Consider the following 21,865-nt stretch of genomic DNA (forward strand, 5'->3'; position numbering starts at 1 on the left):
GAAGCGCAGCGAGAGGCTACTCCTCAATTGCGCTGTAGTCATTGTTCCGTTGCACTACCTTGCGTGTTGCGGGGGTGGCATTTGTACGGTCGCGCTATGCTTGCAAAAGCGTGTGAAGATTTGCCGCGTCGGGCCGATACACTGCCTATCAAAGGAGAATCCCCATGCGAACCCTGATCGTTCTGGCGATTGCCGCCAGCGTCGTTGGCTGCACCCGTTGGTCGATGGACCATCACCTGAACAACGCCTACCGCGCCTATGATCGTGGCGATTGCCAGCGGGTGATGCTCGAGCTGTCCCAGGTCGATCGGACCAGCCGCGCGCGGCCGTTCATCCATCCTGAAGTGGCCCTGCTGCGTGGCCAATGCCTGGAGCGGCAGAAGCTCTACGTCGATGCTGCGCAGACCTACGAGTACCTGGTTCAACGCTACCCGCAAAATGAGTACGCCTACCGCGCCCGTGCGCGTCTGCTGACGCTGGAAAAGCTCGGCCACTATCGCCAGCCTGCCGTGGCCAGTCCGGTGCACACCACGCCTTGGCGCTAATACCAAGGTGTCATTGATTTCACGAGATTCGCCACAGCGGCTGGGCTAAGCTGTATCTTAGCTGTAACAGCAACCGCCAGTACCTCGTATTCCTGGCCGCGGAAACGGGACACTACCTGTCATCATGTTTATCCAGCGCCACATCCAGCGTCACCAGTTGCCTTGTGTACTCAAGGTCTACAACCGCTTTACCGATCAGCAGATCGGCTACCTTGGCAATGCCTCCGAAGACGGTTTGATGCTGATCAGCTCGCTGCCGGTGCTGGTCGGGCCCGACTACGAACTGCAGCTGCGCGTGCCCTTGCCCGGCGGCGCCTGGCAGTTTATCAACCTGTCGGCAAGCTGCCTGTGGTGCCGCGAAGACCAGACGCCCATGCATTACGACTCAGGCTTCATGCTGCTACAGGCACCGCGCGAGTACGATGAGTTCGTGCATTCATTGCGTGACTTCTTCAGCTTCCGCCCTGCTGCCAACGCCTCTGCCTGACCCTGGCGACACATTCTGCCTGCATTAGAGGTGCGAACTGCCCGCCCGGGCCGCTAGACTCACGGTCGACCTAGCTACAGGACGAACCCGTGAGCTCCAGCATCTTCTGGCACGACTACGAAACCACTGGTATCAACCCGCGTTGCGACCGGCCGTTGCAACTGGCGGGGCTGCGCACCGATTTCGACCTCAATGAGATCGAAGAACCGGTCAATCTGTTCTGCCAACCGTCGGCAGACATCCTGCCGCATCCAATGGCCTGTCTGGTCACCGGCATCACCCCCGAGCAACTGGCCAGCAATGGCCTGTGTGAAGCCGAGTTCATGACCCGTGTGCACGAGCAACTGGTGCGGCCTGGCACCTGTGGCGCCGGCTACAACACCCTGCGCTTTGACGACGAGGTGACCCGTTACAGCCTCTATCGCAACTTCTTTGACCCGTATGCTCGCGAGTGGCAGGGCGGCAACAGCCGCTGGGATCTGATCGATGTGGTGCGCACGGCCTATGCTCTGCGCCCTGAAGGCATCGTCTGGCCGCAGCAGGACGGGCGCACCAGCCTGCGTCTGGAATTGCTCAGCAAAGCCAATGGCATCGATCATGGGCATGCTCACGAAGCGCTTTCCGACGTGCGGGCGACCATCGCTCTGGCGCGATTGATTCGGGATAAACAGCCAAAGTTGTATGACTGGTTATTTCAGTTGCGCAGCAAGCATAAAGTCATGGAGCAGATTCGGCTATTGCAGCCATTGGTACATATTTCCGGGCGTTTCTCCGCTGAGCGAAATTACCTCGGCGTGGTACTGCCGCTGGCCTGGCATCCACGTAACCGCAACGCATTGATTGTGTGCGACCTGCAGTTGGAAACCTCTCCGCTACTCGATGAAAGCGCCGAAACATTACGCAAGCGTTTGTACACTCGGCGTGACGAATTGTCCGACATGCAATTACCGGTGCCGCTCAAGTTGGTGCAAGTCAACCGCTGCCCGGTACTGGCACCGCTGTCGGTATTGCGCCCGGTTGACCAACAACGATTGGGGATTGATCTGTCCCTGCTGCAAGCACGCGGCGAGCAACTGGCACAGCAACAAAACGTCTGGCAAGACAAACTCGCCGCTATCTATAGCGCCGAAGAATTTGGCGCAAGCGACGACCCCGAGCAGCAGTTATATGCAGGCTTTATTGGCGACCGTGACCGCCGTCTGTGCGAACAGGTGCGCGTGGTCGACCCGGCGCAACTTGGCCGATCACAATGGATGTTCGATGATCCACGGCTGCCTGAACTGTTATTCCGCTACCGGGCGCGAAACTTCCCCGAGACCCTGGATGAGCCAGAGCGACAGCGCTGGCTGCAGTTCTGCCAGCAACGTCTTGGCGACCCTGCGGCGGGCGCGCCGATTACCCTGGAGGGTTTCGAAAAGGCCCTGCAAAGCGCATGGGCAACAGCTGACGAAGGCGGGCGGCAGGTACTGCTTGCCTGGCAGCAGCATGCCGAGAAACTGCAGCAGTCGTTTGTACTGTAATGTGTCCAGACAATAAAAAAAGCCGGCAATAGCCGGCGTTTTATTCAAGGCAGCAAAGCGGACTTATCAGTCCAGCAGGGTTGCCCAGCCTTCAACCACATCGCCACCCCATTTGGCTTTCCATTCTTTCAGGGTCTTGTGGTTGCCGCCTTTGGTTTCGATAACTTCACCATTGTGCGGGTTCTTGTATTGCTTGACCTTGCGCGCACGCTTGGTAGTGGTGGTCTTGACGCCGCCACGTGGGGCCTTGCTCAGTTTCGATTCCGGGTCGAGCAGGGCGATCACATCACGCAGCGATTTGGAATATTCGCCCATCAGGGTGCGCAGCTTGCCTTCGAATTCCAGCTCTTTCTTCAGCTTGTCGTCTTGCGACAGGTTGGCCAGACGAGCTTGAAGTTCTTTGATAGCTTCTTCTGTGGCGCGGTATTCGTTGATCAGAGACATGAAGTGTTCCTTAATAGTGCATGTACAGGGAGTCAGTGGGCTAATAATAGACAGCCGCTAGTCTCAAGTAAACAATAATCAAGGCACGCTCGCTTAAATAGGCGAGCGTTAACAATGTATTCAGGTTAAGAAAAATTTACATATCACTGGCGGCGTCCGCCGCTGTCATGCTCGGCGCCGCAGCGATGGCTGAATAATTGCCGCGCGGCGCGGCCCGTGCGGCAGCTGCTGATGATTACTGTGTTTTTTCTGCCAGCTCGCTAGAATATGCGCCTTTGCGAAGTTCCTGGAGTCTCATTCATGCGCACCTATCGACTGGTGATTGCCTGCCCCGACCGTGTCGGCATCGTGGCGAAAGTCAGTAATTTCCTGGCTCTGTACAACGGCTGGATTAACGAAGCCAGCCACCACTCGGACGAGCAGAGCGGTTGGTTCTTCATGCGCCATGAGATCCGCGCCGAGTCATTGCCGTTTGGGATCGAGGCCTTCCGTGAAGCGTTCACGCCGATTGCCGAAGAGTTCTCGATGATCTGGCGGGTCACCGACTCGGCGCAAAAGAAGCGTGTGGTGCTGATGGCCAGCCGCGAATCGCACTGCCTGGCGGATCTGCTGCATCGCTGGCATACCGATGAGCTGGACTGTGATATCCCTTGCGTGATTTCCAACCATGATGACCTGCGCAGCATGGTCGAATGGCATGGCATCCCGTTCTACCATGTGCCGGTCGACCCGAAAGACAAGCAGCCGGCGTTTGCCGAAGTCTCGCGTCTGGTCGAAAGCCATGGTGCCGACGTCGTGGTGCTGGCGCGCTACATGCAGATCCTGCCGCCACAGCTGTGCCAGGCCTATGCCGAAAAAGTGATCAACATTCATCACAGCTTCCTGCCTTCGTTCGTCGGTGCCAAGCCTTACCACCAGGCCGCCCTGCGTGGCGTCAAGCTGATCGGTGCGACCTGTCACTACGTCACCGAAGAGCTGGATGCCGGCCCGATCATCGAACAGGACGTGGTCCGCGTCAGCCATGCCGACAGCATCGAAGACATGGTGCGTTTCGGTCGCGATGTGGAGAAGATGGTGCTTGCCCGTGGCCTGCGTCATCACCTCGAAGACCGTGTGTTGGTGCACGGCAACAAGACCGTGGTGTTCGACTGAGAGGAGGGTGCAATGGCGGATCCACTCGACAAGGCCGCGGCCAGTGCGCTGCCGACGCTGGGTGAGGGCTGCCTTGCTCGCTTCGATCCTGACGCCATGAGCGACGAGCACGGCACCGAGTTTGTCGGTGCCGCCGAACTCTGGCAGCTGCTCAATCCATTTGCTGACGGCGCCAGCGCTGGAGTAGCGGTCGCCCCAGCAGGCAGACAAACACCGGCCCCCCGGCCAGTAGGTAAAAGTAATAAGTAACAGCGCGCCAGAGCAAGATCGCCGCTGCCGCCGTCGAGCTGCCTACCAGTGGTGTCAATAAGCTCGCCGATGTCAGTTCGGCAGCGCCGGCCCCGCCCGGCAACAGGCTGAACTGACCAGCACTCAGCGCCAGCATCTGCACCAGAAAGCTGGGTATCCACGCCAGCTCCACGCCAAGCCCGCGAATCACCAGATACAGCACGCTGAAGCGCAGGCTCCAGTGCAGGCACGTCAGGCTGAATACCAGCGCTAACGTACGTTTTGGCAGCCGCCAGGTCTGCGCCAAAGCCTTGATGAAGCTCAGCAGCTTGCGCGCCCAGCGGCGCCGACGCTTTTCGCCCATGCCGACCCTGTGCAGCAGGCGGCCATTGAGCCGCATGATCTGCCGCCGATAGCGCAGCAACAGTACGATCAGCACCAAGGCTGCACACAGCATCATTGCGCTGCCCATGAGCATGCCTTGTTGGCTGCGGCCCAGGCTGTGGCTGAGCGCGTAGCCGGCAACGGCGAGCATGGCGCAGAAGAAAAACAGCAGATCGTTCAATTGATCGATAGCGAACACCGCGCCGCTACGGGCCGCACCGATGCGCTCGCGCGCCAACAGCGCCATCAGCGCCAATGGCCCCCCGCTACCGCCTGGGGTGGTGCAGATGGCAAACTCGGTGGCCATGATCACCCCAAGACTGCGCCAACGCCCCAATTGCGCACCTTGCTCACCCAGCAGCAGGCGCAGACGTGCCGCATTGATGATCCAGCACAGCAGGATCATCCCCAGCAGGCTCGCCATCAGGCTCGGGGAGAAGCTCTGCAGTCTGGGCAGTAGCTCGGCTCCGCCGAGCAATGCCGGCACCAGCAGGGCCAGCACCAGTGCCAGCCCAAGCCAGGCATAGCGCTTCATGCCGCGACCTGGCGGTCCAGCCAGGTTGACTTGGTCAGAGGCTCGCGGCCTTGTTCGATGAGCGTTTTCAACGTTTGCAGCCAGTAATCGCGAGAGCTGCGATGGCGCATGTCGACTGGGTGCAGGCCCAGGCGCAAGGTTGGCGCACTTTGCCAGCGTTGCAGCTGCGAATTGCACAGTGCCCGCGACAAGCCCCGACGCCAGGCACTGCGGGCGCTCCAGACCAAGCCAGGTGCGTCTATCGCGGTGAATTCTGGTAGCCGATAGAGGTGCTGAGGCGTGCTGGTGTAGCGCAATGGCAACTGGCGCAGGGCCTGGCGGGTGCCCTCGCTCATCAGCCAGGCCGGGGCGACGAAGCCCGCCACCGGCCAGCCCTGGCTATTGAACAGCTGCAGGCCCGCTTGCAGGCGCTGCAACGCTTGAGCTTGTTCCAGCGCATAAAATTCACCTTCATGCGTATAGATCCGGCGCATGAAGAAGTCCCGCGGCGTGCGTGGCGTCGGCCCGAGGTCGGCGTGGTAATAGCCATGTAGCGCCAGCTCGTCGCCCTGCTGCAGGCGCCAATCTAGCAGACGGCAGAAGGTCGGCGAGCGCTCGAGAGCATTGCGCTGATGAAAGTCGGGCACCACCAGCCAGGTCATCGGCACGTTGCCTAGCTGGTCGACCGCCTCGACAAACGGCTGGTAGTCGGGCCAGGTCTCCGGCGCCACGTCGTGCAGCACCAGCATCACGCTGCGCTGCTCGGTAGTCTCCTCAAGCATGTGCACGTACCAGTGGCTGATGGCCGAGCACGGCTTGGTAGTGCTGCAGCAGGCCGTTGACCACGTTGTCCCAAGAGTAATGCTGCTCGACATGCCGGCGTGCCTGCTGGCCAAGCCGGCGCACGCCGTCCTCGAATACCTCGCGTACGGTGGCGGCCATGGCCTGGCCGTCGTTTGGCGGGCACAGGCGGCCACATTGCTCGGTGACTATTTCGCTGAACGCGCCGGCGCGCACTGCGACAACCGGGGTGGCACAGGCCATGGCTTCGAGAATGACCAGGCCAAAGGTTTCCTGATCACCGGCATGCACCAGCAGGTCCGCACTGGCCATCAGCCGCGCGACTTCCGGCAAGGGGCAGAAGTGATTGATCACGCTGACGTTGGCAGGCACGTTGCTGGGCATGGCCGAACCCACCAGCAGCAGGTGATAGTGAGGGCCGAGGTGACGCATGCAGTCGAGCAATACCGGCAGGTTCTTCTCGCGCGAGCCGCGCCCGGCAAACACCAGCAGGCGGGTGGTGTCGGGGATCCCCAGTTCAGCCCGCAGGCGGTTGTCGCGCTGCTCCGGGTTGAACGTGCTCAAATCTACGCCCAGCCGCTGCACATGCACGTCGCGCACGCCCAGCCGACGCAGTTTGTCGGCCATCACCTGGCTTGGCGCCAGGACCCGGTCGAAGTTGCCATAGAGCTTGCTGACGTAGGCCTCGACGTTGGGCGTGAACCAGTTGCCCATGCGATTGCCCACCAGCAGCGGCAGGTCGGAGTGATAGAAGCCGATTACCGGCACATCCAGCTTGCGCCGCGCTTCCAGCGCTGCCCAGGCAGTCAGATACGGGTCGCCGACTTCGATCAGATCAGGCTGCAGCTCGCGCAACACCTTGCACCACGGCGCCAGACGGACCGGGAAGCGATAGCCCTTGCCGAACGGCAGTGGCGGGGATGGCACCCGGTAGACGCCATCGGCGTGGCTGGCGCTGGCGCCAGGGATCAGCAGGCTGTGGTGAACGCCAGTCATGGCGTCGAGACGGCGGTGTTTGGCATCAAGATAGGTACGCACGCCACCACTGGCGGGTGCGTAGAACATGGTGATGTCGGCAATGTGCACGATCGGCATCCCTCCGGGGATCGACTTCAGGTCTGTCATGCGCGGTAACAAAGTGGCGATGACATGCCTAGAGGTTGACCTCCTGGAAGAATAGTTTGTTCGATCGAGGTTGGCCCGGGCGCGCATCGGCATTATTGCCGGCAAGCCCGTGGCCAAGGCCCCCGCCGCCAGTATCGAAATGGCGGCGGGGAGGGTTGCACCCGGAAGTCAGATGCGGAAGCTGCCCACCAACTGTTTCAAGCGGCTGGCTTGCTGCTCCAGATCCGAGCAGGCGCGCAGAGTAGCCTGCAGGTTTTCCACACCTTCCTGGTTAAGCATGTTGATTTCGCTGATGTCCATGTTGATCGAATCGACCACCGCCGTCTGCTCCTCGGTTGCCGTGGCCACCGACTGGTTCATGCCGTCGATCTCGCCGATGCGCACAGTCACGCTTTCCAGGCGCTCCCCGGCCTGGTTGGCAATCTGCACACTGTCCTGGCTGTGACGCTGGCTCTGGCCCATGGTCTCGACCGACTCCCGGGCGCCGACCTGCAGCTCTTCGATCATGCCCTGAACTTGCTGCGCCGACTCCTGGGTGCGGTGGGCGAGGTTGCGCACCTCATCGGCGACGACGGCAAAGCCGCGGCCGGCTTCGCCCGCGCGGGCAGCCTCGATGGCGGCGTTGAGCGCGAGCAGGTTGGTCTGCTGCGAAATGCTGGTGATCACTTCGAGGATCTGGCCGATGTTGACGGTCTTGCTGTTCAACGTTTCGATCTGCGCGCTGGAGCCAACGATCAACTCCGACAGGCGGTTCATCGCGGCAATGTTGCGGTCGACCACCTGCTGACCTTCTTCGGCAAGATGCCGCGCCGAGGTCGCGTGCTGCGAGGCCTGGGCAGCATTGCCGGCGATTTCCTGGGCGGCAGCGCCCAGCTCGTTGATGGCGGCGGCAACGCTGTTGGTGCGGTTGGACTGCTCGTCGGAGTTGGTCATCGACGAGTTGGAGGCGCTGATCACTCGCAATGCCACTTCGTTGACCTGTTCCGTCGCCGAGGACACCTCGCGGATCGAGCTGTGAATACGTTCGACAAAGCGGTTAAAGGCGCTGCCGAGTACGCCGAATTCATCCTGGCTGTGAATGGTCAGGCGCTTGGTCAGGTCACCTTCGCCCTGGGCAATGTCTTCCATGGCGCGAGTCATGGTGTGCAGTGGCTGCAGCAGCACCCGAATCAGCAGGCCGAGCAGGGCAATGATGATCACAACCGCGACGACCGTGGCGATCACCGCCGAGGTGCGGAAGGTGCTGAGCATGGCGAAGGCTTTGTCTTTGTCGACCGACAAGCCGATGTACCAGTTGGCCGCAGGCAGGCCTTTGATTGGGGTGAAGGTGACCAGGCGGTCCTTGCCGTCAGCGCTGACTTCGGTCAGTTCAGCGGAAAGCCGTGGTGTGTTCTGCGGGAACAGATCCGACAGCGGCTTCATGACCAGGTCTTTGTCCGGATGAACCAGAATCTTGCCTTGGTCGTTGACCAGGAAGGCGTAACCCATGCCGCCGAAGTTCAGCGAGTTGATGATCTCGACCAGGCCGTCGAGCGCCAGGTCGCCGCCAACCACGCCGACGCTGGTCGAAACCTTGCTGATGATGCCGATGACCATCTTCTGGGTGGCCATGTCGATGTACGGCTCGGTCAGGATCGCTCCGTTAGCAGCCATGCCATCCTTGTACCAGGGCCGCACACGCGGATCGTACCCAGCCGGCATCGGCGAGTCGGGGCGCACGCTGAAACCGCCATCGACTTTGCCCACATAGACTGTGAGGAAGCTTGAGATCAGGGCATTCTGGCCGAGCAAGGTCTCTGCGTCGGCTGGCGCCTGGGCGATGTTCTGCGCCAGGTTTTCTACCAGCTTGATCCGGCCATCGAATAGATTGCGCACGTTGGTCGAGGTCGATGCGCCCATCTCTGTCAGATAGTTTTCCAGATCCTGGCGAATCGCATTACGCTGCAGGTAATCGTTGTAAAGGGTGAACAAGCTGAACGCGAGTATCACGATAAGCGATGCGGCAATAAGGATCTTGTGGCTGAAACGAAGGCTTTTGTTCATGGCGTGATCGGTTCCGCTAAGGTGATATCGGGTCGTTCGCACAAAGCGCTGAAAACAGTGCAACTAGTCCCGCAAGTCACTTTTGGGATGTTCCTGTCTTTAAGGCAATTATCACCAAGACATATCGGCCGTTATTCGGCAAAGCTTGAGGAGAGGATGAAACAACATGTCAGATTCTTCGCAAATCGTTGTAGGGGCGGGAGCTGACGGCCAGCCTGTCAGCCAGGCCATGCGCCTGGCCAACCGCCACGGTCTGGTGGCCGGTGCCACCGGCACAGGCAAGACCGTAACCCTGCAGCGCCTGGCAGAAGTCTTCAGTGACGCGGGCGTGGCGGTATTCGCTGCCGACGTGAAGGGTGACCTGTGCGGCCTCGGTGCCACCGCGACGCCGCAGGGCAAGGTTGCCGAACGCATTGCCGGGATGCCATGGCTGGGGCACAGCCCGAAGGCGTATCCGGTGACCCTGTGGGATATTGCCGGCAAGTCTGGCCATCCGTTGCGTACCACGCTCAGTGAAATGGGTCCCCTGCTGCTGGGCAACCTGCTGGAGCTGAGCGACAGCCAACAGGCTGCCTTGTACGCAGCGTTCAAGGTGGCAGATCGGGATGGTTTGCTGTTGCTCGATCTGAAAGACCTCAAAGCCCTGCTCAATCACCTCAAGGACAATCCGCAGGTGCTTGGTGACGACAGTGCGCTGATGACCAGCAGCTCCACCCAGGCGTTGTTACGGCGCCTGGCGACCCTTGAGCAGCAGGGCGCCGAGGCATTGTTCGGCGAGCCGGCCTTGCAGCTTGAAGACCTGCTGCAGCCGACGGCTGATGGCCGTGGGCGCATTCATCTACTTGACGCCAGCCGCTTGGTGCATGAAGCGCCCAAGGTCTACGCGACCTTCCTGCTGTGGCTGCTGGCTGAGCTGTTCGAGCAGTTGCCCGAGCGCGGGGATGCGGAAAAACCACTGCTGGCGCTGTTCTTCGACGAGGCGCACTTGCTGTTCAATGGCACACCCAAGGCGCTGCAGGATCGCTTGGAGCAGGTGGTGAGGCTGATTCGCTCGAAGGGCGTTGGGGTGTACTTTGTCACCCAGTCGCCCGCGGACCTGCCTGATGCAGTGCTGGCCCAGCTCGGCTTGCGTATTCAGCATGGCCTGCGAGCATTCACCGCCAAGGAGCAGAAGTCGTTGAAGGCGGTTGCCGATGGCTTTCGAGCGAATCCCGCTTTTTCCACCCTTGGCGTGCTCACCGAGTTGGGCATAGGCGAGGCGCTGGTCGGCACCTTGGAGGACAAGGGCACGCCGGCGATGGTCCAGCGCGTGCTGGTCGCCCCACCACAGTCGCGGATCGGGCCGTTGAGCAGTGCCGAGCGCGATGCATTGCTCGCAGCCTCCAGCCTGCGGGGCCGTTACGACCAGCCGATTGACCGTGAGTCTGCCTATGAAATGCTCACCCAGCGTAAAGGTGAGCCGGCCGAGCCGGTGCCGCAGGCCAAGCCTGAGCAGGACAGCTTCGCCGATAAGGCAGGGGAGTTTTTGCAAGGTGCGGCGGGACAGGCGATCAAGTCGGCAGTGCGTCAGGCGGCCAACCAACTAGGCCGGCAGCTGATGCGTGGGCTGATGGGCTCGTTGCTGGGCAACAAGCGGCGTTGATCCTCGCTTGCGGTCGGCAACAACGAAAAAGGCGCCCGCAGGCGCCTTTTTCAGATCATCACAATGTGCTTCAGCTGATCGCCTTGGTCGCCAGCCAGAACAGCCCGGCAGCCAGACCGACCGTTGCCGGCAGGGTCAGTACCCACGCCAGCAGGATGGTCTTGACGGTGCCGCCTTGCAGGCCGCTCTTGTTGGCGACCATGGTCCCGGCTACGCCCGAAGACAATACATGGGTGGTCGATACCGGCAGGCTGAACACGTTGGCCATGCCGATCGCACAGGCCGCGGTGATCTGCGCCGACATGCCTTGGGCATAGGTCATGCCCTGCTTGCCGATCTTCTCGCCGACAGTCAGTACCACGCGTTTCCAGCCGACCATGGTGCCCAGGCCCAAGGCCAGCGCAACCGCGACGATCACCCAGAACGGTGCATATTCAGTGGTGGCGGTGAGGTCTTTGCGCAGTTTTTCCAGGTCGGACTTCTCACGCGGCTCAAGGCCCGGCAGCTTGCCGACCTTTTTCGCGGTGTCGTCCAGGCACAGCAGGTAGCGGCGCACTTCGACGCGCTGCTCGGCGCCCAGCGCGCGGTAGTCGGTCACGCCTTGCAGCGACGATTGCAGCGCGGCAATGGTCGGTTCGGTTTGCTGCGGGTTGCAGCTGAACTTCTCCGGCAGATCGCCCGCCTGGGCTTTGCCCAGCGCCAGGAACTCGCCCAGCATCGCTTCATTGCGCTGGTAGAACTGGCTCAGGTGCAGGGTTGCATCCCGGGTGCGTTCGATCTGGTAGGTGGTGCTGTTCAGGTCGAGTACGAACTTGTCCGGGACGATGCCGATCAGCACCAGCATGATCAGGCCGATGCCTTTCTGGCCGTCGTTGGAGCCGTGCACAAAGCTCACGCCCATGGCCGAGATCACCAGTACCAGGCGGTTCCAGAACGGTGGATGCTTCTTGTCGTCGAGCTTGCGGCGCTGTTCCGGCGTCTTGTGCATCTTCGACAGTGGGCGCCACCACTTCAGCCCCAGCAGAACCAGCGCCGCCACGGCAAAGCCGGCCAGTGGCGAGAGCACCAGCGACATACCGATGTCGATTGCCTTCTGCCAGTTGACGCCATCACCCAGCGGGATGTCGCTGATCAGCGCGTTGGCCAGGCCGACACCGAGGATCGAGCCGATCAGGGTGTGCGAACTCGAGGCCGGGATACCGAAGTACCAGGTGCCTAGGTTCCAGGCGATGGCCGCGGCCAGCAACGAGAAGACCATGGCCAGGCCGTGACCGGTGTTCACATTGATCAGCAGTTCCACCGGCAACAGGTGGACGATGGCATAGGCCACGCCAACGCCGCCAAGCAGCACGCCGAGGAAGTTGAACACGCCGGAGAAGAACACGGCGAGGTGCGGGGGCATGGCTTTGGTATAGATGACAGTAGCTACCGCGTTGGCGGTGTCATGAAAGCCATTGATGAACTCGAATGCGAGTACAAAGGTGAGCGCGAGCACCAGGCTCACTACTACCCAGGCATCCAATCCGCTGAATAAATCGATCATGAAGGTTTTCTGGCGGTCGTAGGGGGGCCGGATTATGCCAGAAAACCATGGCAGCCGATGCACCCCCGGCAGACCGATGGCAGCAAAAAAAGCCCGGTACGGTTACCAGTGCGCTGCACAAGGAGCGATATTTTTTGGCGTAAATTCCGCCAAGTGCTCTAAACGCCGGCGAATTTACGCAAAGCGCGTACCGCCACACTCATTCAAACGTCTGTATGAAATTTGTGTAATTCCATTTCATGGGCAGTTAGGACGCTGGCTTGGCGCTACTCGACACAGTCAATACCTGGCCTGAATGCTCAGGCCTCGTCGCCGCGCAGGTCCTTTTCCATCTTTTCCAGTTCCTGAGCGAATACCTGGTCCTGGACAGTCGCGCGTTTGCGCCATGGTTTGCGCTCGGGTTCGGATTGAGCGGCGTAGGTGGTGACTTCACCACCGTACACATCCTTGAAGCGTTCGGCCTGGCGCTCGAGCTCGGCGCGCAGTTCATCTTTCGTCACAGTAAATACCTGACTAGTTAGAGTAAAGACTCCGGCTTCGACATGCAGTATCGGGCATGCGGCCACGCAACCAGAGCGAGTGTGCTGTCGCAGCGACAGGGTTCAAGCAAGCAAGGGCATCAGAGCATGCGATGTTAGGATCAAGGCTATATAGGGAGGCGGGGAGCCGGCTATCGCCGATCTGGCATGCTCGAGCAGTGATTCAAATGATTCAATTGTAGCAACCGGCTGAAGTTTGATCATCGGTCTTCACTGATAGTGAAGCAAGACTTTGACGATGAGCAAGTAGCAGGTGATTTCATCATTTGTACTGCAAGAACTTGGAGTGGAGAGAAACGATTAAGTTCGTATTGCAGCACAGAAGGAATAATAAACGGCCCCGCGTCAGCGAGGCCGTGCCTGGGGACTTCTACGGTGGGTACCTGACCAGTCTCTCCAAAGAAGCCACATGTGGCAGGGGAAAGGTATAAGCAAAAGTGTCAGCGGTCAATTGCGATTATCGGCCGTTCGTTCGATAATCGCACGAAGCGCCCATTATTTTTCGAGGTCAGCCATGAGCGACGAAAGCTTGCCCACCGTTTCCCCGATGCCCGAGCGCACTGGCTCTGCAGCGATGGCGCCGCCCATCGTTGCCTCACCGGCCAAACGCATTCAGGCCTTCACCGGTGATCCGGACTTCATGACCTCACTGGCGCGCGGCCTGGCGGTGATTCAGGCGTTCCAGGAGCGCAAGCGGCACCTGACCATCGCGCAGATCAGCCACCGTACCGAGATCCCCCGTGCAGCGGTGCGGCGCTGCCTGCACACGCTGATGAAGCTGGGTTACGCCACCACCAATGGGCGGACCTATTCCTTGCTGCCCAAGGTGCTCACGCTTGGCCATGCCTATTTGTCTTCGACGCCGCTGGCGATGTCGGCCCAGCCTTATCTGGACCGCATCAGCGACCAACTGCACGAAGCCGCCAACATGGCCACCCTCGAAGGCGATGACATCCTCTATATCGCCCGCTCGGCCACGGTCGAGCGGTTGATCTCGGTCGACCTCTCGGTGGGTGGCCGGCTGCCCGCCTATTGCACCTCGATGGGGCGGATTCTGCTGGCCGCGCTGGACGACGCCAGCCTGCACGAATACTTCGATCGCGCCGATCTCAAGGCCCGTACCAGCCGCACGTTGCATGACAAGGAGTCGCTGCTTGCCTGCATCCAGCAGGTTCGCGCGCAGGGCTGGTGTGTGGTTGATCAGGAGCTGGAGCAGGGCCTGCGTTCGATTGCCGTACCTATCTACGATGCCTCGGGGCAGGTACTCGCGGCGCTCAACGTCAGTACGCATGTCGGCCGGGTCACCCGCAGCGAGCTTGAGCAGCGGTTCTTGCCGATCCTGCTCGCCTCGAGTCGGGATCTGTGCACCCAACTGTTTGGCTGAACCGCCAGAGCTGCGCAATCTACTGTTCGATAAACGCCCATACTTGCGGCCAACGAATTGCGCAGCCATCGCGTGCTGATTAATGTTTCTCGCAACGGTCGGCTGTGCCGACCGAACAAGAACAACACGCGAGGCAACACCATGATCACTGTCTTTTCTGAGCTGCGGGCGTACCCGCATCGAGTGTCGTTGTATCCAGGCTGACGCCAGGCCGTAACCGTCTCTTCGCAACCCGCGGCAACAGTGCGCCAGGGTTTTGCTTGCGCCGATTTTCTGGATAACAACAATGAACAAACCGCAAACCAACGTCGGCAGCTGCCTCGACGTTCAGTCCTTTATCAATCAGCAGCCGCTGTCGCGCTATCAATGGCGGGTAGTGATCCTGTGCTTCCTGATTGTCTTCCTCGATGGCCTTGATACTGCCGCCATGGGCTTTATCGCTCCGGCGCTGTCACAAGAGTGGGGTATCGACCGGGCCCGCCTCGGGCCGGTCATGAGCGCCGCGCTGATCGGCATGGTATTCGGCGCGCTGGGCTCAGGCCCGTTGGCTGACCGCTTCGGCCGCAAGGGTGTGCTGGTCGCTGCCGTTTTGGTGTTCGGCGGCTTCAGCCTGGCTTCGGCCTACGCGACCAATGTCGACCAGTTGCTGATCCTGCGCTTTCTGACCGGCATTGGCCTCGGCGCTGGTATGCCCAACGCGACCACGCTGCTGTCTGAATACACCCCGGAACGGCTCAAGTCGCTGCTGGTGACCAGCATGTTCTGCGGTTTCAACCTGGGCATGGCCGGAGGCGGCTTCATGTCGGCGAAACTGATCCCGGCCTATGGCTGGCACAGCCTGCTGGTTGTTGGCGGCGTGCTGCCGCTGATTCTGGCAGTGGTGTTGCTGTTCTGGCTGCCGGAATCGGCGCGTTTTCTGGTTGTGCGCAACCGCAGTATCGACAAGATCCGCAAGACCCTGGCGCCGATTGCGCCGGCAATCGTGGCCAAGGCTGCCAGCTTCAGTGTGCCGGAACAGAAAGTGGTCGCCGCGCGCAGCGTGTTTGCGGTGATCTTCTCCGGCACCTATGGGGTGGGCACCATGCTGTTGTGGATGACCTACTTCATGGGTCTGGTCATCGTCTATCTGCTGACCAGCTGGCTGCCGACGTTGATGCGCGACAGTGGCGCGAGCTTGGAGCAGGCGGCGTTCATCGGCGCGCTGTTCCAGTTTGGCGGTGTGCTCAGTGCGGTCGGTGTCGGTTGGGCGATGGACCGGTACAACCCGCACAAGGTCATCGGCGTGTTCTACCTGCTGGCCGGGGTGTTTGCCTACGCGGTTGGCCAGAGCCTGGGCAACATCACCATTCTGGCAACCCTGGTGCTGGTCGCGGGTATGTGTGTCAACGGCGCGCAATCGGCCATGCCGTCCCTCGCCGCGCGCTTCTATCCGACCCAGGCGCGGGCTACCGGGGTATCGTGGATGCTCGGCATCGGCCGCTTCGGGGCGATTCTCGGGGCATGGAGCGGGGCGACCTTGCTCGGCTTGGGCTGGAACTTCGAGCAGGTGCTGACTGCGCTGCTGGTGCCTGCGGCGCTGGCCACGGTCGCTGTGATCATCAAAGGCTTGGTAAGCCACGCCGACGCAACCTGATGCAGTTTGGGCAACGACCGCAGGCCGCTCGTACAGCGGCTTTGCGGCATTGAACAGCAATGGATAGCACAACAACAAAATGTTCGATAATCGAACGAGTAATCGATTATCGGATTGTGCGACGTGTCCTGCTTGCTTAATCTGAGCTCAACGCAGCATCCTGACCAGGAGTCTCCAATGGCAGCAATCCTCTCGCTTCACGAGGCCGTGAAGCAGTTCATCCAGGACGGCGACACCGTCGCTCTCGAAGGCTTCACCCACCTGATCCCGACCGCCGCGGGCCACGAGATCATTCGCCAGGGCAAACGTGACCTGACCCTGGTGCGGATGACCCCGGACCTGATCTACGATCAGTTGATCGGCGCCGGTTGCGCCAGCAAGCTGATCTTCTCCTGGGGCGGTAACCCAGGTGTCGGTTCGCTGCACCGCCTGCGTGACGCCGTGGAAAAACAATGGCCGCACGCGATCGAGATCGAAGAGCACAGCCACGCCGACCTGGCCAACGCCTACGTCGCCGGCGCTTCGGGCCTGCCCTTTGCTGTACTGCGTGCTTATGCCGGTTCTGACCTGCCCAAGGTCAACCCGCTGATCCAGAGCGTTACCTGCCCGTTCACCGGCGAAGTCCTGGCAGCGGTGCCTTCGGTGCGCCCTGACGTGACCGTGATTCACGCGCAGAAGGCCGACCGCAAGGGCAACGTCCTGCTGTGGGGTATCCTCGGCGTACAGAAAGAAGCAGCCCTCGCCGCCAAGCGTTGCATCGTCACCGTCGAAGAAATCGTCGACGACCTGCAGGCTCCCATGAACGCCTGCGTGCTGCCGACCTGGGCGCTGTCTGCCGTGTGTCTGGTGCCAGGTGGCGCGCATCCGTCCTACGCCCACGGTTACTACGAGCGCGACAACCGCTTCTACCAGGCCTGGGACCCGATCGCCCGTGACCGCGCGACATTTACCGCCTGGATCGACCAATACATCCGCGGCACCGCCGACTTCAGCGAATTCAAGGCCAAGCTGGCCAGCACCACGGAGGCCGCACAATGAGCTACTCCACTTCCGAAATGATGACCGTCGCCGCCGCCCGCCGGCTGCGCAATGGCGCGGTATGCTTCGTCGGTATCGGCCTGCCGTCCAAGGCCGCCAACCTGGCGCGCCTGACCTCGTCGCCTGACGTGGTGCTGATCTACGAATCTGGCCCGATTGGCGCCAAGCCAACCGTACTGCCGCTGTCGATTGGTGATGGCGAGCTGGCCGAAACGGCCGACACCGTGGTGCCGACTGGCGAGATCTTCCGCTACTGGCTGCAGGGCGGGCGCATTGACGTGGGCTTCCTTGGCGCTGCTCAGGTCGACCGCTTCGGCAACATCAACACCACCGTCGTCGGTGACTACCACGCCCCACGCACGCGCTTGCCAGGTGCCGGCGGCGCACCGGAAATCGCCGGTTCCGCCAAACAGGTGCTGATCATCCTCAAGCAGTCGCCGCGTGCATTCGTCGACAAGCTCGACTTCATCACCTCGGTCGGCCACGGTGAAGGCGGCGACTCGCGCAAGCGTCTCGGTCTGCCCGGTGAAGGCCCGGTGGGGATCATCACCGACCTGTGCATCATGGAGCCGGAAGCTGGCAGTAACGAATTCGTGGTCACCTCGATTCACCCAGGTGTGACCCGCGAGCAGATCATCGCCGCCACCGGCTGGGCCATTCGTTTTGCCGACGACGCGCAGACTACCGCTGCGCCGACCGAGCTGGAACTGACCGCGCTGCGTGATCTGGAAGAGCGCACCGCTGCCGCCCACGGCCAGAAGCCAGGAGAAGCGTGATGCGTGAAGTATTCATCTGCGACGCCATCCGCACCCCCATCGGCCGCTTCGGCGGCGCCCTGGCCAGCGTGCGTGCCGACGACCTCGCGGCAGTGCCGCTCAAGGCGCTGATCGAGCGCAACCCGTCGGTGCAATGGGATCAGGTCGACGAGGTGTTCTTCGGCTGCGCCAACCAAGCCGGTGAAGACAACCGTAACGTTGCGCGCATGGCGCTGCTGCTGGCCGGTTTGCCGGCGAGCATTCCCGGGGTAACCCTGAACCGCCTGTGCGCGTCAGGCATGGACGCCATCGGCACTGCCTTCCGCGCCATCGCCAGCGGCGAAATGGAGCTGGCGATTGCCGGCGGCGTCGAGTCGATGTCGCGTGCGCCGTTCGTCATGGGCAAGGCCGAGAGCGGTTACTCGCGCAACATGAAGCTGGAAGACACCACCATCGGCTGGCGCTTCGTCAATCCACTGATGAAGAGCCAGTACGGCGTCGATTCGATGCCCGAGACAGCCGACAACGTTGCCGACGATTATCAGGTATCGCGTGCCGATCAGGACGCCTTCGCCGTGCGCAGCCAGCAGAAGGCCGGTGCCGCGCAGGCGGCGGGTTTCTTCGCTGAAGAGATCGTGCCGGTGCGCATCGCCCACAAGAAGGGCGAGACCGTGGTCGAGCAGGATGAACACCTGCGCCCCGACACCACCCTTGAAGCGCTGACCCGGCTGAAACCGGTCAACGGCCCGGACAAGACCGTCACCGCCGGCAACGCCTCGGGCGTCAACGACGGTGCTGCGGCGCTGATTCTGGCCTCGGCCGAAGCGGTCAAGAAGCACGGCCTGACCCCACGCGCGCGCGTGCTCGGCATGGCCAGCGCTGGCGTTGCCCCGCGGGTAATGGGCATCGGCCCGGTGCCTGCGGTACGCAAGCTGACCGAGCGCTTGGGCATCGCCGTGGCAGATTTTGATGTCATCGAGCTGAACGAAGCCTTTGCCAGCCAGGGCCTGGCGGTCCTGCGTGAGCTGGGTGTGGCGGATGACGCGCCGCAGGTCAACCCGAACGGTGGTGCTATCGCCCTTGGCCACCCACTGGGCATGAGCGGCGCACGCCTGGTGCTGACAGCGCTGCATCAGCTGGAAAAAACCGGCGGGCGCAAAGGCCTGGCGACCATGTGTGTAGGCGTCGGCCAAGGCCTGGCGTTGGCTATCGAGCGGGTCTGAGCAAGCGCAACATGCAGCCTGGCCATTTTGTGCCAGCGTGCCAGCAGTGCTCAGGTCCACGCAACCTGAGCACTGCTGGTCTGGGTTCGCAACGCGGCCAGACTGCCTTTCAACCCCGACCAAAGCCGGGCTGGCGGAACATGAGTGTTACTGAGTATGTCTAGATTCAACGGTAACCCTCAGGAGTAATCCCACCATGACCTCAATTCATTACACCGGTGAAGAGCGCAGCAAGCGCATTTTTGCCATTGTCGGTGCATCATCAGGCAACCTGGTGGAGTGGTTCGACTTCTACGTCTACGCCTTCTGCGCAATCTATTTTGCGCCAGCCTTCTTCCCCTCCGATGACCCCACGGTGCAGCTGCTGAACACGGCCGGGGTATTCGCTGCGGGCTTCTTGATGCGGCCAATCGGTGGTTGGATCTTCGGTCGGCTGGCCGACCGCAAAGGCCGCAAGCATTCATTGATGATCTCTGTGCTGATGATGTGCTTCGGCTCGTTGATCATTGCCTGCCTGCCTACCTACGCCAGTATCGGCGCCTGGGCGCCGGCGCTGCTGTTGCTGGCGCGCTTGATCCAGGGCCTGTCGGTAGGCGGTGAATACGGCACTACGGCTACCTACATGAGCGAAGTGGCATTGCGCGGCCAGCGCGGCTTCTTTGCCTCGTTCCAGTACGTGACCCTGATCGGCGGCCAGTTGCTGGCAGTGCTGGTGGTGGTAATCCTGCAGCAGTTGCTCAGCGAAGATGAGCTGCGTGCCTGGGGCTGGCGCATCCCGTTCGTGGTCGGTGCGGTTGCGGCTTTGATCTCGCTCATGCTGCGCCGCTCGCTGCACGAAACCAGCACTGCCGAGGCGCGTCAGGACAAGGATGCAGGTAGCGTCAAAGGCCTGTTCCGCAACCACGCTGCGGCGTTCATCACCGTGCTCGGTTACACCGCCGGTGGCTCGCTGATCTTCTACACCTTCACCACTTACATGCAAAAGTACCTGGTCAACACCGCCGGGATGAACGCCAAGAGCGCAAGCTTCGTCATGACCGGGGCGCTGTTCCTGTTCATGATCCTGCAGCCGGTGTTCGGCATGCTCTCCGACCGTATCGGCCGGCGCAACTCGATGCTGCTGTTCGGCGCCCTGGGCACCGTGTTCACCGTGCCGCTGTTGATGGCGCTGAAAACCGTCACCAGCCCGTTCATGGCCTTCGTGCTGATTACCCTGGCGTTGTGTATCGTCAGCTTCTACACCTCCATCAGTGGCCTGGTGAAGGCCGAGATGTTCCCGCCGCAGGTACGCGCCCTTGGCGTCGGCCTGGCGTATGCGGTGGCCAACGCGCTGTTTGGCGGCTCGGCCGAGTACGTTGCCCTGGGCTTGAAGACTCTGGGCATGGAAAACACCTTCTACTGGTACGTCACGGCAATGATGGCGATTGCCTTCCTGTTCAGCCTGCGCCTGCCCAAGCAAGCGGCGTACCTGCACCACGATGACTAAGGATCGATAATGACCCACCGAGCGGACAACCAGCTGTTCGACGCCTACTTCACTGCGCCGGCCATGCGCGAGATCTTCTCTGACCGTGGCCGTCTGCAGGGCATGCTCGACTTCGAAGCAGCCCTGGCGCGCGCCGAGGCCAGCGCCGGGCTGGTGCCGCACACGGCGGTGCCGGCGATCGAGGCGGCGTGCAAGGCGGAACGCTACGATGCGCACGCGCTGGCCGATGCCATCGCCACTGCGGGCAATTCGGCGATTCCGCTGGTCAAGGCATTGGGCAAGGTGGTCGCCAGCGGCGTACCCGAGGCCGAGCGTTATGTGCACCTTGGCGCCACCAGCCAGGACGCCATGGACACCGGTCTGGTCCTGCAACTGCGCGATGCATTGACGTTGATCGAGGCCGATCTGGCCCGCCTGGCCGACAGCCTCGCTCGCCAGGCGCTGCAGCATGCCGACACGCCGCTGGTTGGCCGAACCTGGCTGCAGCACGCCACGCCGGTCACTCTGGGCATGAAGCTGGCCGGGGTGCTCGGCGCACTGACCCGCCATCGGCAACGGCTCAAGGAGCTGCGTCCGCGCTTGCTGTGCCTGCAGTTCGGCGGCGCCTCAGGCAGCCTTGCGGCATTGGGCAGCAAAGCGCTGCCGGTGGCCGAAGCGCTGGCCGAGCAGCTCAAGCTGACCCTGCCTGAGCAGCCGTGGCATACCCAGCGTGATCGGCTGGTCGAGTTCGCCTCGGTGCTGGGCCTGGTGGCTGGCAGCCTGGGCAAGTTTGGCCGTGATATCAGCCTGCTGATGCAGACTGAGGCCGGCGAGGTGTTCGAACCCTCGGCGCCTGGCAAAGGCGGCTCGTCGACCATGCCGCACAAGCGCAATCCGGTCGGCGCCGCGGTGCTGATCGGCGCGGCCACACGCGTGCCGGGCCTGCTCAGCACGCTGTTTGCTGCCATGCCGCAAGAGCACGAGCGCAGCCTCGGCTTGTGGCACGCCGAATGGGAGACCTTGCCGGATATCTGCTGCCTGGTGTCTGGCGCCCTGCGCCAGGCCCAAGTGATTGCCGACGGCATGCAGGTCGATGCCGAGCGCATGCGCCGCAACCTCGACCTGACCCAAGGCCTGGTGCTGGCCGAGGCGGTGAGTATTGTGTTGGCGCAGCGCCTGGGCCGTGACCGCGCGCATCATCTGCTCGAACAGTGCTGCCAGCGTGCGGTTGCCGAACAGCGCCACTTGCGCGCCGTGCTCGGCGACGAAGCGCAGATCAGCGCCGAGTTGTCCGGCGAAGAGCTCGACCGCCTGCTCGACCCCGCTCATTACCTTGGTCAGGCCCGCGTCTGGGTGGCGCGTGCCGTGGCTGAACACCAACAATTCATTGCCTGAGGAGA

The 21,865-nt window shown here is 61.8% G+C and carries 19 protein-coding genes and 1 pseudogene; 12 read left to right on the plus strand and 8 right to left on the minus strand.

The features are described from left to right. The first annotated feature begins 164 nt into the window (after positions 1-164). The 3 genes from AC58X1_RS19320 to sbcB all read left to right on the plus strand — a co-directional run bounded on the left by AC58X1_RS19320 (position 165) and on the right by sbcB (position 2,552). Positions 165-545, plus strand: a complete 381-nt coding sequence (locus tag AC58X1_RS19320) for a hypothetical protein (RefSeq protein WP_101321957.1) — start codon at positions 165-167, stop codon at positions 543-545. A 124-nt stretch (positions 546-669) separates the two neighbouring features. Beyond that, positions 670-1,032: a PilZ domain-containing protein gene (locus AC58X1_RS19325; protein WP_101321956.1), complete on the plus strand. Its 363-nt coding sequence runs from the start codon at positions 670-672 to the stop codon at positions 1,030-1,032. 89 nt (positions 1,033-1,121) lie between these two features. Beyond that, entirely contained in the window at positions 1,122-2,552 is a 1,431-nt protein-coding gene (sbcB, locus tag AC58X1_RS19330; RefSeq protein WP_401183599.1) for an exodeoxyribonuclease I, read from the plus strand. Between the two features lie 66 nt (positions 2,553-2,618). Here the strand turns inward: sbcB and mvaT are convergent, their stop codons facing one another. Continuing rightward, positions 2,619-2,996 (minus strand): histone-like nucleoid-structuring protein MvaT, encoded by a 378-nt coding sequence (gene mvaT, locus AC58X1_RS19335; protein WP_101321954.1) that lies wholly within the window; start codon positions 2,994-2,996, stop codon positions 2,619-2,621. A 300-nt stretch (positions 2,997-3,296) separates the two neighbouring features. Here mvaT and purU point away from each other — a divergent pair, with 300 nt between their 5' ends. Further along, a complete protein-coding gene (purU, locus tag AC58X1_RS19340; RefSeq protein WP_101321953.1) occupies positions 3,297-4,148 on the plus strand; it encodes a formyltetrahydrofolate deformylase in 852 nt (283 codons plus the stop codon). Between the two features lie 151 nt (positions 4,149-4,299). Here purU and gpgF read toward each other — a convergent pair whose 3' ends face one another. From gpgF to AC58X1_RS19365, 5 genes and pseudogenes are all read right to left on the minus strand, one after another. Next, entirely contained in the window at positions 4,300-5,295 is a 996-nt protein-coding gene (gene gpgF / locus AC58X1_RS19345) for a glucosaminyl phosphatidylglycerol flippase (RefSeq protein ID WP_497429327.1), read from the minus strand. Then, positions 5,292-6,056, minus strand: coding sequence for an N-acetylglucosaminyl phosphatidylglycerol deacetylase (gene gpgD / locus AC58X1_RS19350; RefSeq protein ID WP_497429328.1), 765 nt, complete (start codon positions 6,054-6,056; stop codon positions 5,292-5,294). Before gpgD ends, gpgF begins: the two co-directional genes overlap by 4 nt. After that, a complete protein-coding gene (gene gpgS, locus AC58X1_RS19355; RefSeq protein ID WP_497429362.1) occupies positions 6,049-7,170 on the minus strand; it encodes an N-acetylglucosaminyl phosphatidylglycerol synthase in 1,122 nt (373 codons plus the stop codon). Before gpgS ends, gpgD begins: the two co-directional genes overlap by 8 nt. Before the next feature lie 198 nt (positions 7,171-7,368). After that, complete coding sequence (locus tag AC58X1_RS19360; RefSeq protein ID WP_371411621.1) at positions 7,369-8,133, minus strand: methyl-accepting chemotaxis protein; 765 nt, start codon at positions 8,131-8,133, stop codon at positions 7,369-7,371. A 93-nt stretch (positions 8,134-8,226) separates the two neighbouring features. Next, a pseudogene (locus AC58X1_RS19365) lies at positions 8,227-9,243 on the minus strand (HAMP domain-containing protein); the annotation flags it as partial. A 166-nt stretch (positions 9,244-9,409) separates the two neighbouring features. Between AC58X1_RS19365 and AC58X1_RS19370 the strand changes: the two are divergent. Beyond that, positions 9,410-10,885: a helicase HerA-like domain-containing protein gene (locus tag AC58X1_RS19370; RefSeq protein WP_497429329.1), complete on the plus strand. Its 1,476-nt coding sequence runs from the start codon at positions 9,410-9,412 to the stop codon at positions 10,883-10,885. Positions 10,886-10,955: 70 nt separating this feature from the next. Here the strand turns inward: AC58X1_RS19370 and AC58X1_RS19375 are convergent, their stop codons facing one another. Further along, a complete protein-coding gene (locus AC58X1_RS19375; RefSeq protein WP_101321946.1) occupies positions 10,956-12,428 on the minus strand; it encodes an inorganic phosphate transporter in 1,473 nt (490 codons plus the stop codon). Between the two features lie 299 nt (positions 12,429-12,727). Beyond that, positions 12,728-12,928, minus strand: a complete 201-nt coding sequence (locus tag AC58X1_RS19380; protein ID WP_101321945.1) for a hypothetical protein — start codon at positions 12,926-12,928, stop codon at positions 12,728-12,730. A 553-nt stretch (positions 12,929-13,481) separates the two neighbouring features. Here AC58X1_RS19380 and pcaR point away from each other — a divergent pair. The 7 genes from pcaR to AC58X1_RS19415 all read left to right on the plus strand — a co-directional run bounded on the left by pcaR (position 13,482) and on the right by AC58X1_RS19415 (position 21,860). After that, on the plus strand, positions 13,482-14,351 hold the full coding sequence (gene pcaR / locus AC58X1_RS19385) for a pca regulon transcriptional regulator PcaR (RefSeq protein ID WP_101321944.1): 870 nt from the start codon (positions 13,482-13,484) through the stop codon (positions 14,349-14,351). 286 nt (positions 14,352-14,637) lie between these two features. Continuing rightward, the gene (pcaK, locus tag AC58X1_RS19390; RefSeq protein ID WP_497429330.1) at positions 14,638-15,984 is read left to right on the plus strand and encodes a 4-hydroxybenzoate transporter PcaK; all 1,347 of its coding nucleotides are present in this window, start codon (positions 14,638-14,640) and stop codon (positions 15,982-15,984) included. Positions 15,985-16,161: 177 nt separating this feature from the next. After that, positions 16,162-17,022, plus strand: a complete 861-nt coding sequence (locus tag AC58X1_RS19395; RefSeq protein WP_101321942.1) for a CoA transferase subunit A — start codon at positions 16,162-16,164, stop codon at positions 17,020-17,022. After that, complete coding sequence (locus AC58X1_RS19400; protein WP_101321941.1) at positions 17,019-17,798, plus strand: CoA-transferase subunit beta; 780 nt, start codon at positions 17,019-17,021, stop codon at positions 17,796-17,798. Before AC58X1_RS19395 ends, AC58X1_RS19400 begins: the two co-directional genes overlap by 4 nt. Further along, a complete protein-coding gene (gene pcaF / locus AC58X1_RS19405) occupies positions 17,795-19,000 on the plus strand; it encodes a 3-oxoadipyl-CoA thiolase (RefSeq protein WP_181107725.1) in 1,206 nt (401 codons plus the stop codon). Before AC58X1_RS19400 ends, pcaF begins: the two co-directional genes overlap by 4 nt. 196 nt (positions 19,001-19,196) lie before the next feature. Then, on the plus strand, positions 19,197-20,486 hold the full coding sequence (locus AC58X1_RS19410; RefSeq protein WP_101321939.1) for an MFS family transporter: 1,290 nt from the start codon (positions 19,197-19,199) through the stop codon (positions 20,484-20,486). Between the two features lie 9 nt (positions 20,487-20,495). Then, positions 20,496-21,860, plus strand: coding sequence for a 3-carboxy-cis,cis-muconate cycloisomerase (locus AC58X1_RS19415; RefSeq protein ID WP_181107724.1), 1,365 nt, complete (start codon positions 20,496-20,498; stop codon positions 21,858-21,860). Positions 21,861-21,865: the final 5 nt, after the last annotated feature.

Source organism: Pseudomonas sp. PGPR N4, assembly GCF_059693665.1.

What these genes read in the sequence shown, in the direction of transcription:
- AC58X1_RS19320 (WP_101321957.1), top strand. Translation starts at nt 165, where the DNA reads ATGCGAACCCTGATCGTTCTGGCGATTGCCGCCAGCGTCGTTGGCTGC.
- AC58X1_RS19325 (WP_101321956.1), top strand. Translation starts at nt 670, where the DNA reads ATGTTTATCCAGCGCCACATCCAGCGTCACCAGTTGCCTTGTGTACTC.
- mvaT (WP_101321954.1), bottom strand. Translation starts at nt 2,996, where the DNA reads ATGTCTCTGATCAACGAATACCGCGCCACAGAAGAAGCTATCAAAGAA.
- purU (WP_101321953.1), top strand. Translation starts at nt 3,297, where the DNA reads ATGCGCACCTATCGACTGGTGATTGCCTGCCCCGACCGTGTCGGCATC.
- gpgF (WP_497429327.1), bottom strand. Translation starts at nt 5,295, where the DNA reads ATGAAGCGCTATGCCTGGCTTGGGCTGGCACTGGTGCTGGCCCTGCTG.
- gpgD (WP_497429328.1), bottom strand. Translation starts at nt 6,056, where the DNA reads ATGCTTGAGGAGACTACCGAGCAGCGCAGCGTGATGCTGGTGCTGCAC.
- gpgS (WP_497429362.1), bottom strand. Translation starts at nt 7,170, where the DNA reads ATGCCGATCGTGCACATTGCCGACATCACCATGTTCTACGCACCCGCC.
- AC58X1_RS19360 (WP_371411621.1), bottom strand. Translation starts at nt 8,133, where the DNA reads ATGACCAACTCCGACGAGCAGTCCAACCGCACCAACAGCGTTGCCGCC.
- AC58X1_RS19370 (WP_497429329.1), top strand. Translation starts at nt 9,410, where the DNA reads ATGTCAGATTCTTCGCAAATCGTTGTAGGGGCGGGAGCTGACGGCCAG.
- AC58X1_RS19375 (WP_101321946.1), bottom strand. Translation starts at nt 12,428, where the DNA reads ATGATCGATTTATTCAGCGGATTGGATGCCTGGGTAGTAGTGAGCCTG.
- pcaR (WP_101321944.1), top strand. Translation starts at nt 13,482, where the DNA reads ATGAGCGACGAAAGCTTGCCCACCGTTTCCCCGATGCCCGAGCGCACT.
- pcaK (WP_497429330.1), top strand. Translation starts at nt 14,638, where the DNA reads ATGAACAAACCGCAAACCAACGTCGGCAGCTGCCTCGACGTTCAGTCC.
- AC58X1_RS19395 (WP_101321942.1), top strand. Translation starts at nt 16,162, where the DNA reads ATGGCAGCAATCCTCTCGCTTCACGAGGCCGTGAAGCAGTTCATCCAG.
- AC58X1_RS19400 (WP_101321941.1), top strand. Translation starts at nt 17,019, where the DNA reads ATGAGCTACTCCACTTCCGAAATGATGACCGTCGCCGCCGCCCGCCGG.
- AC58X1_RS19410 (WP_101321939.1), top strand. Translation starts at nt 19,197, where the DNA reads ATGACCTCAATTCATTACACCGGTGAAGAGCGCAGCAAGCGCATTTTT.
- AC58X1_RS19415 (WP_181107724.1), top strand. Translation starts at nt 20,496, where the DNA reads ATGACCCACCGAGCGGACAACCAGCTGTTCGACGCCTACTTCACTGCG.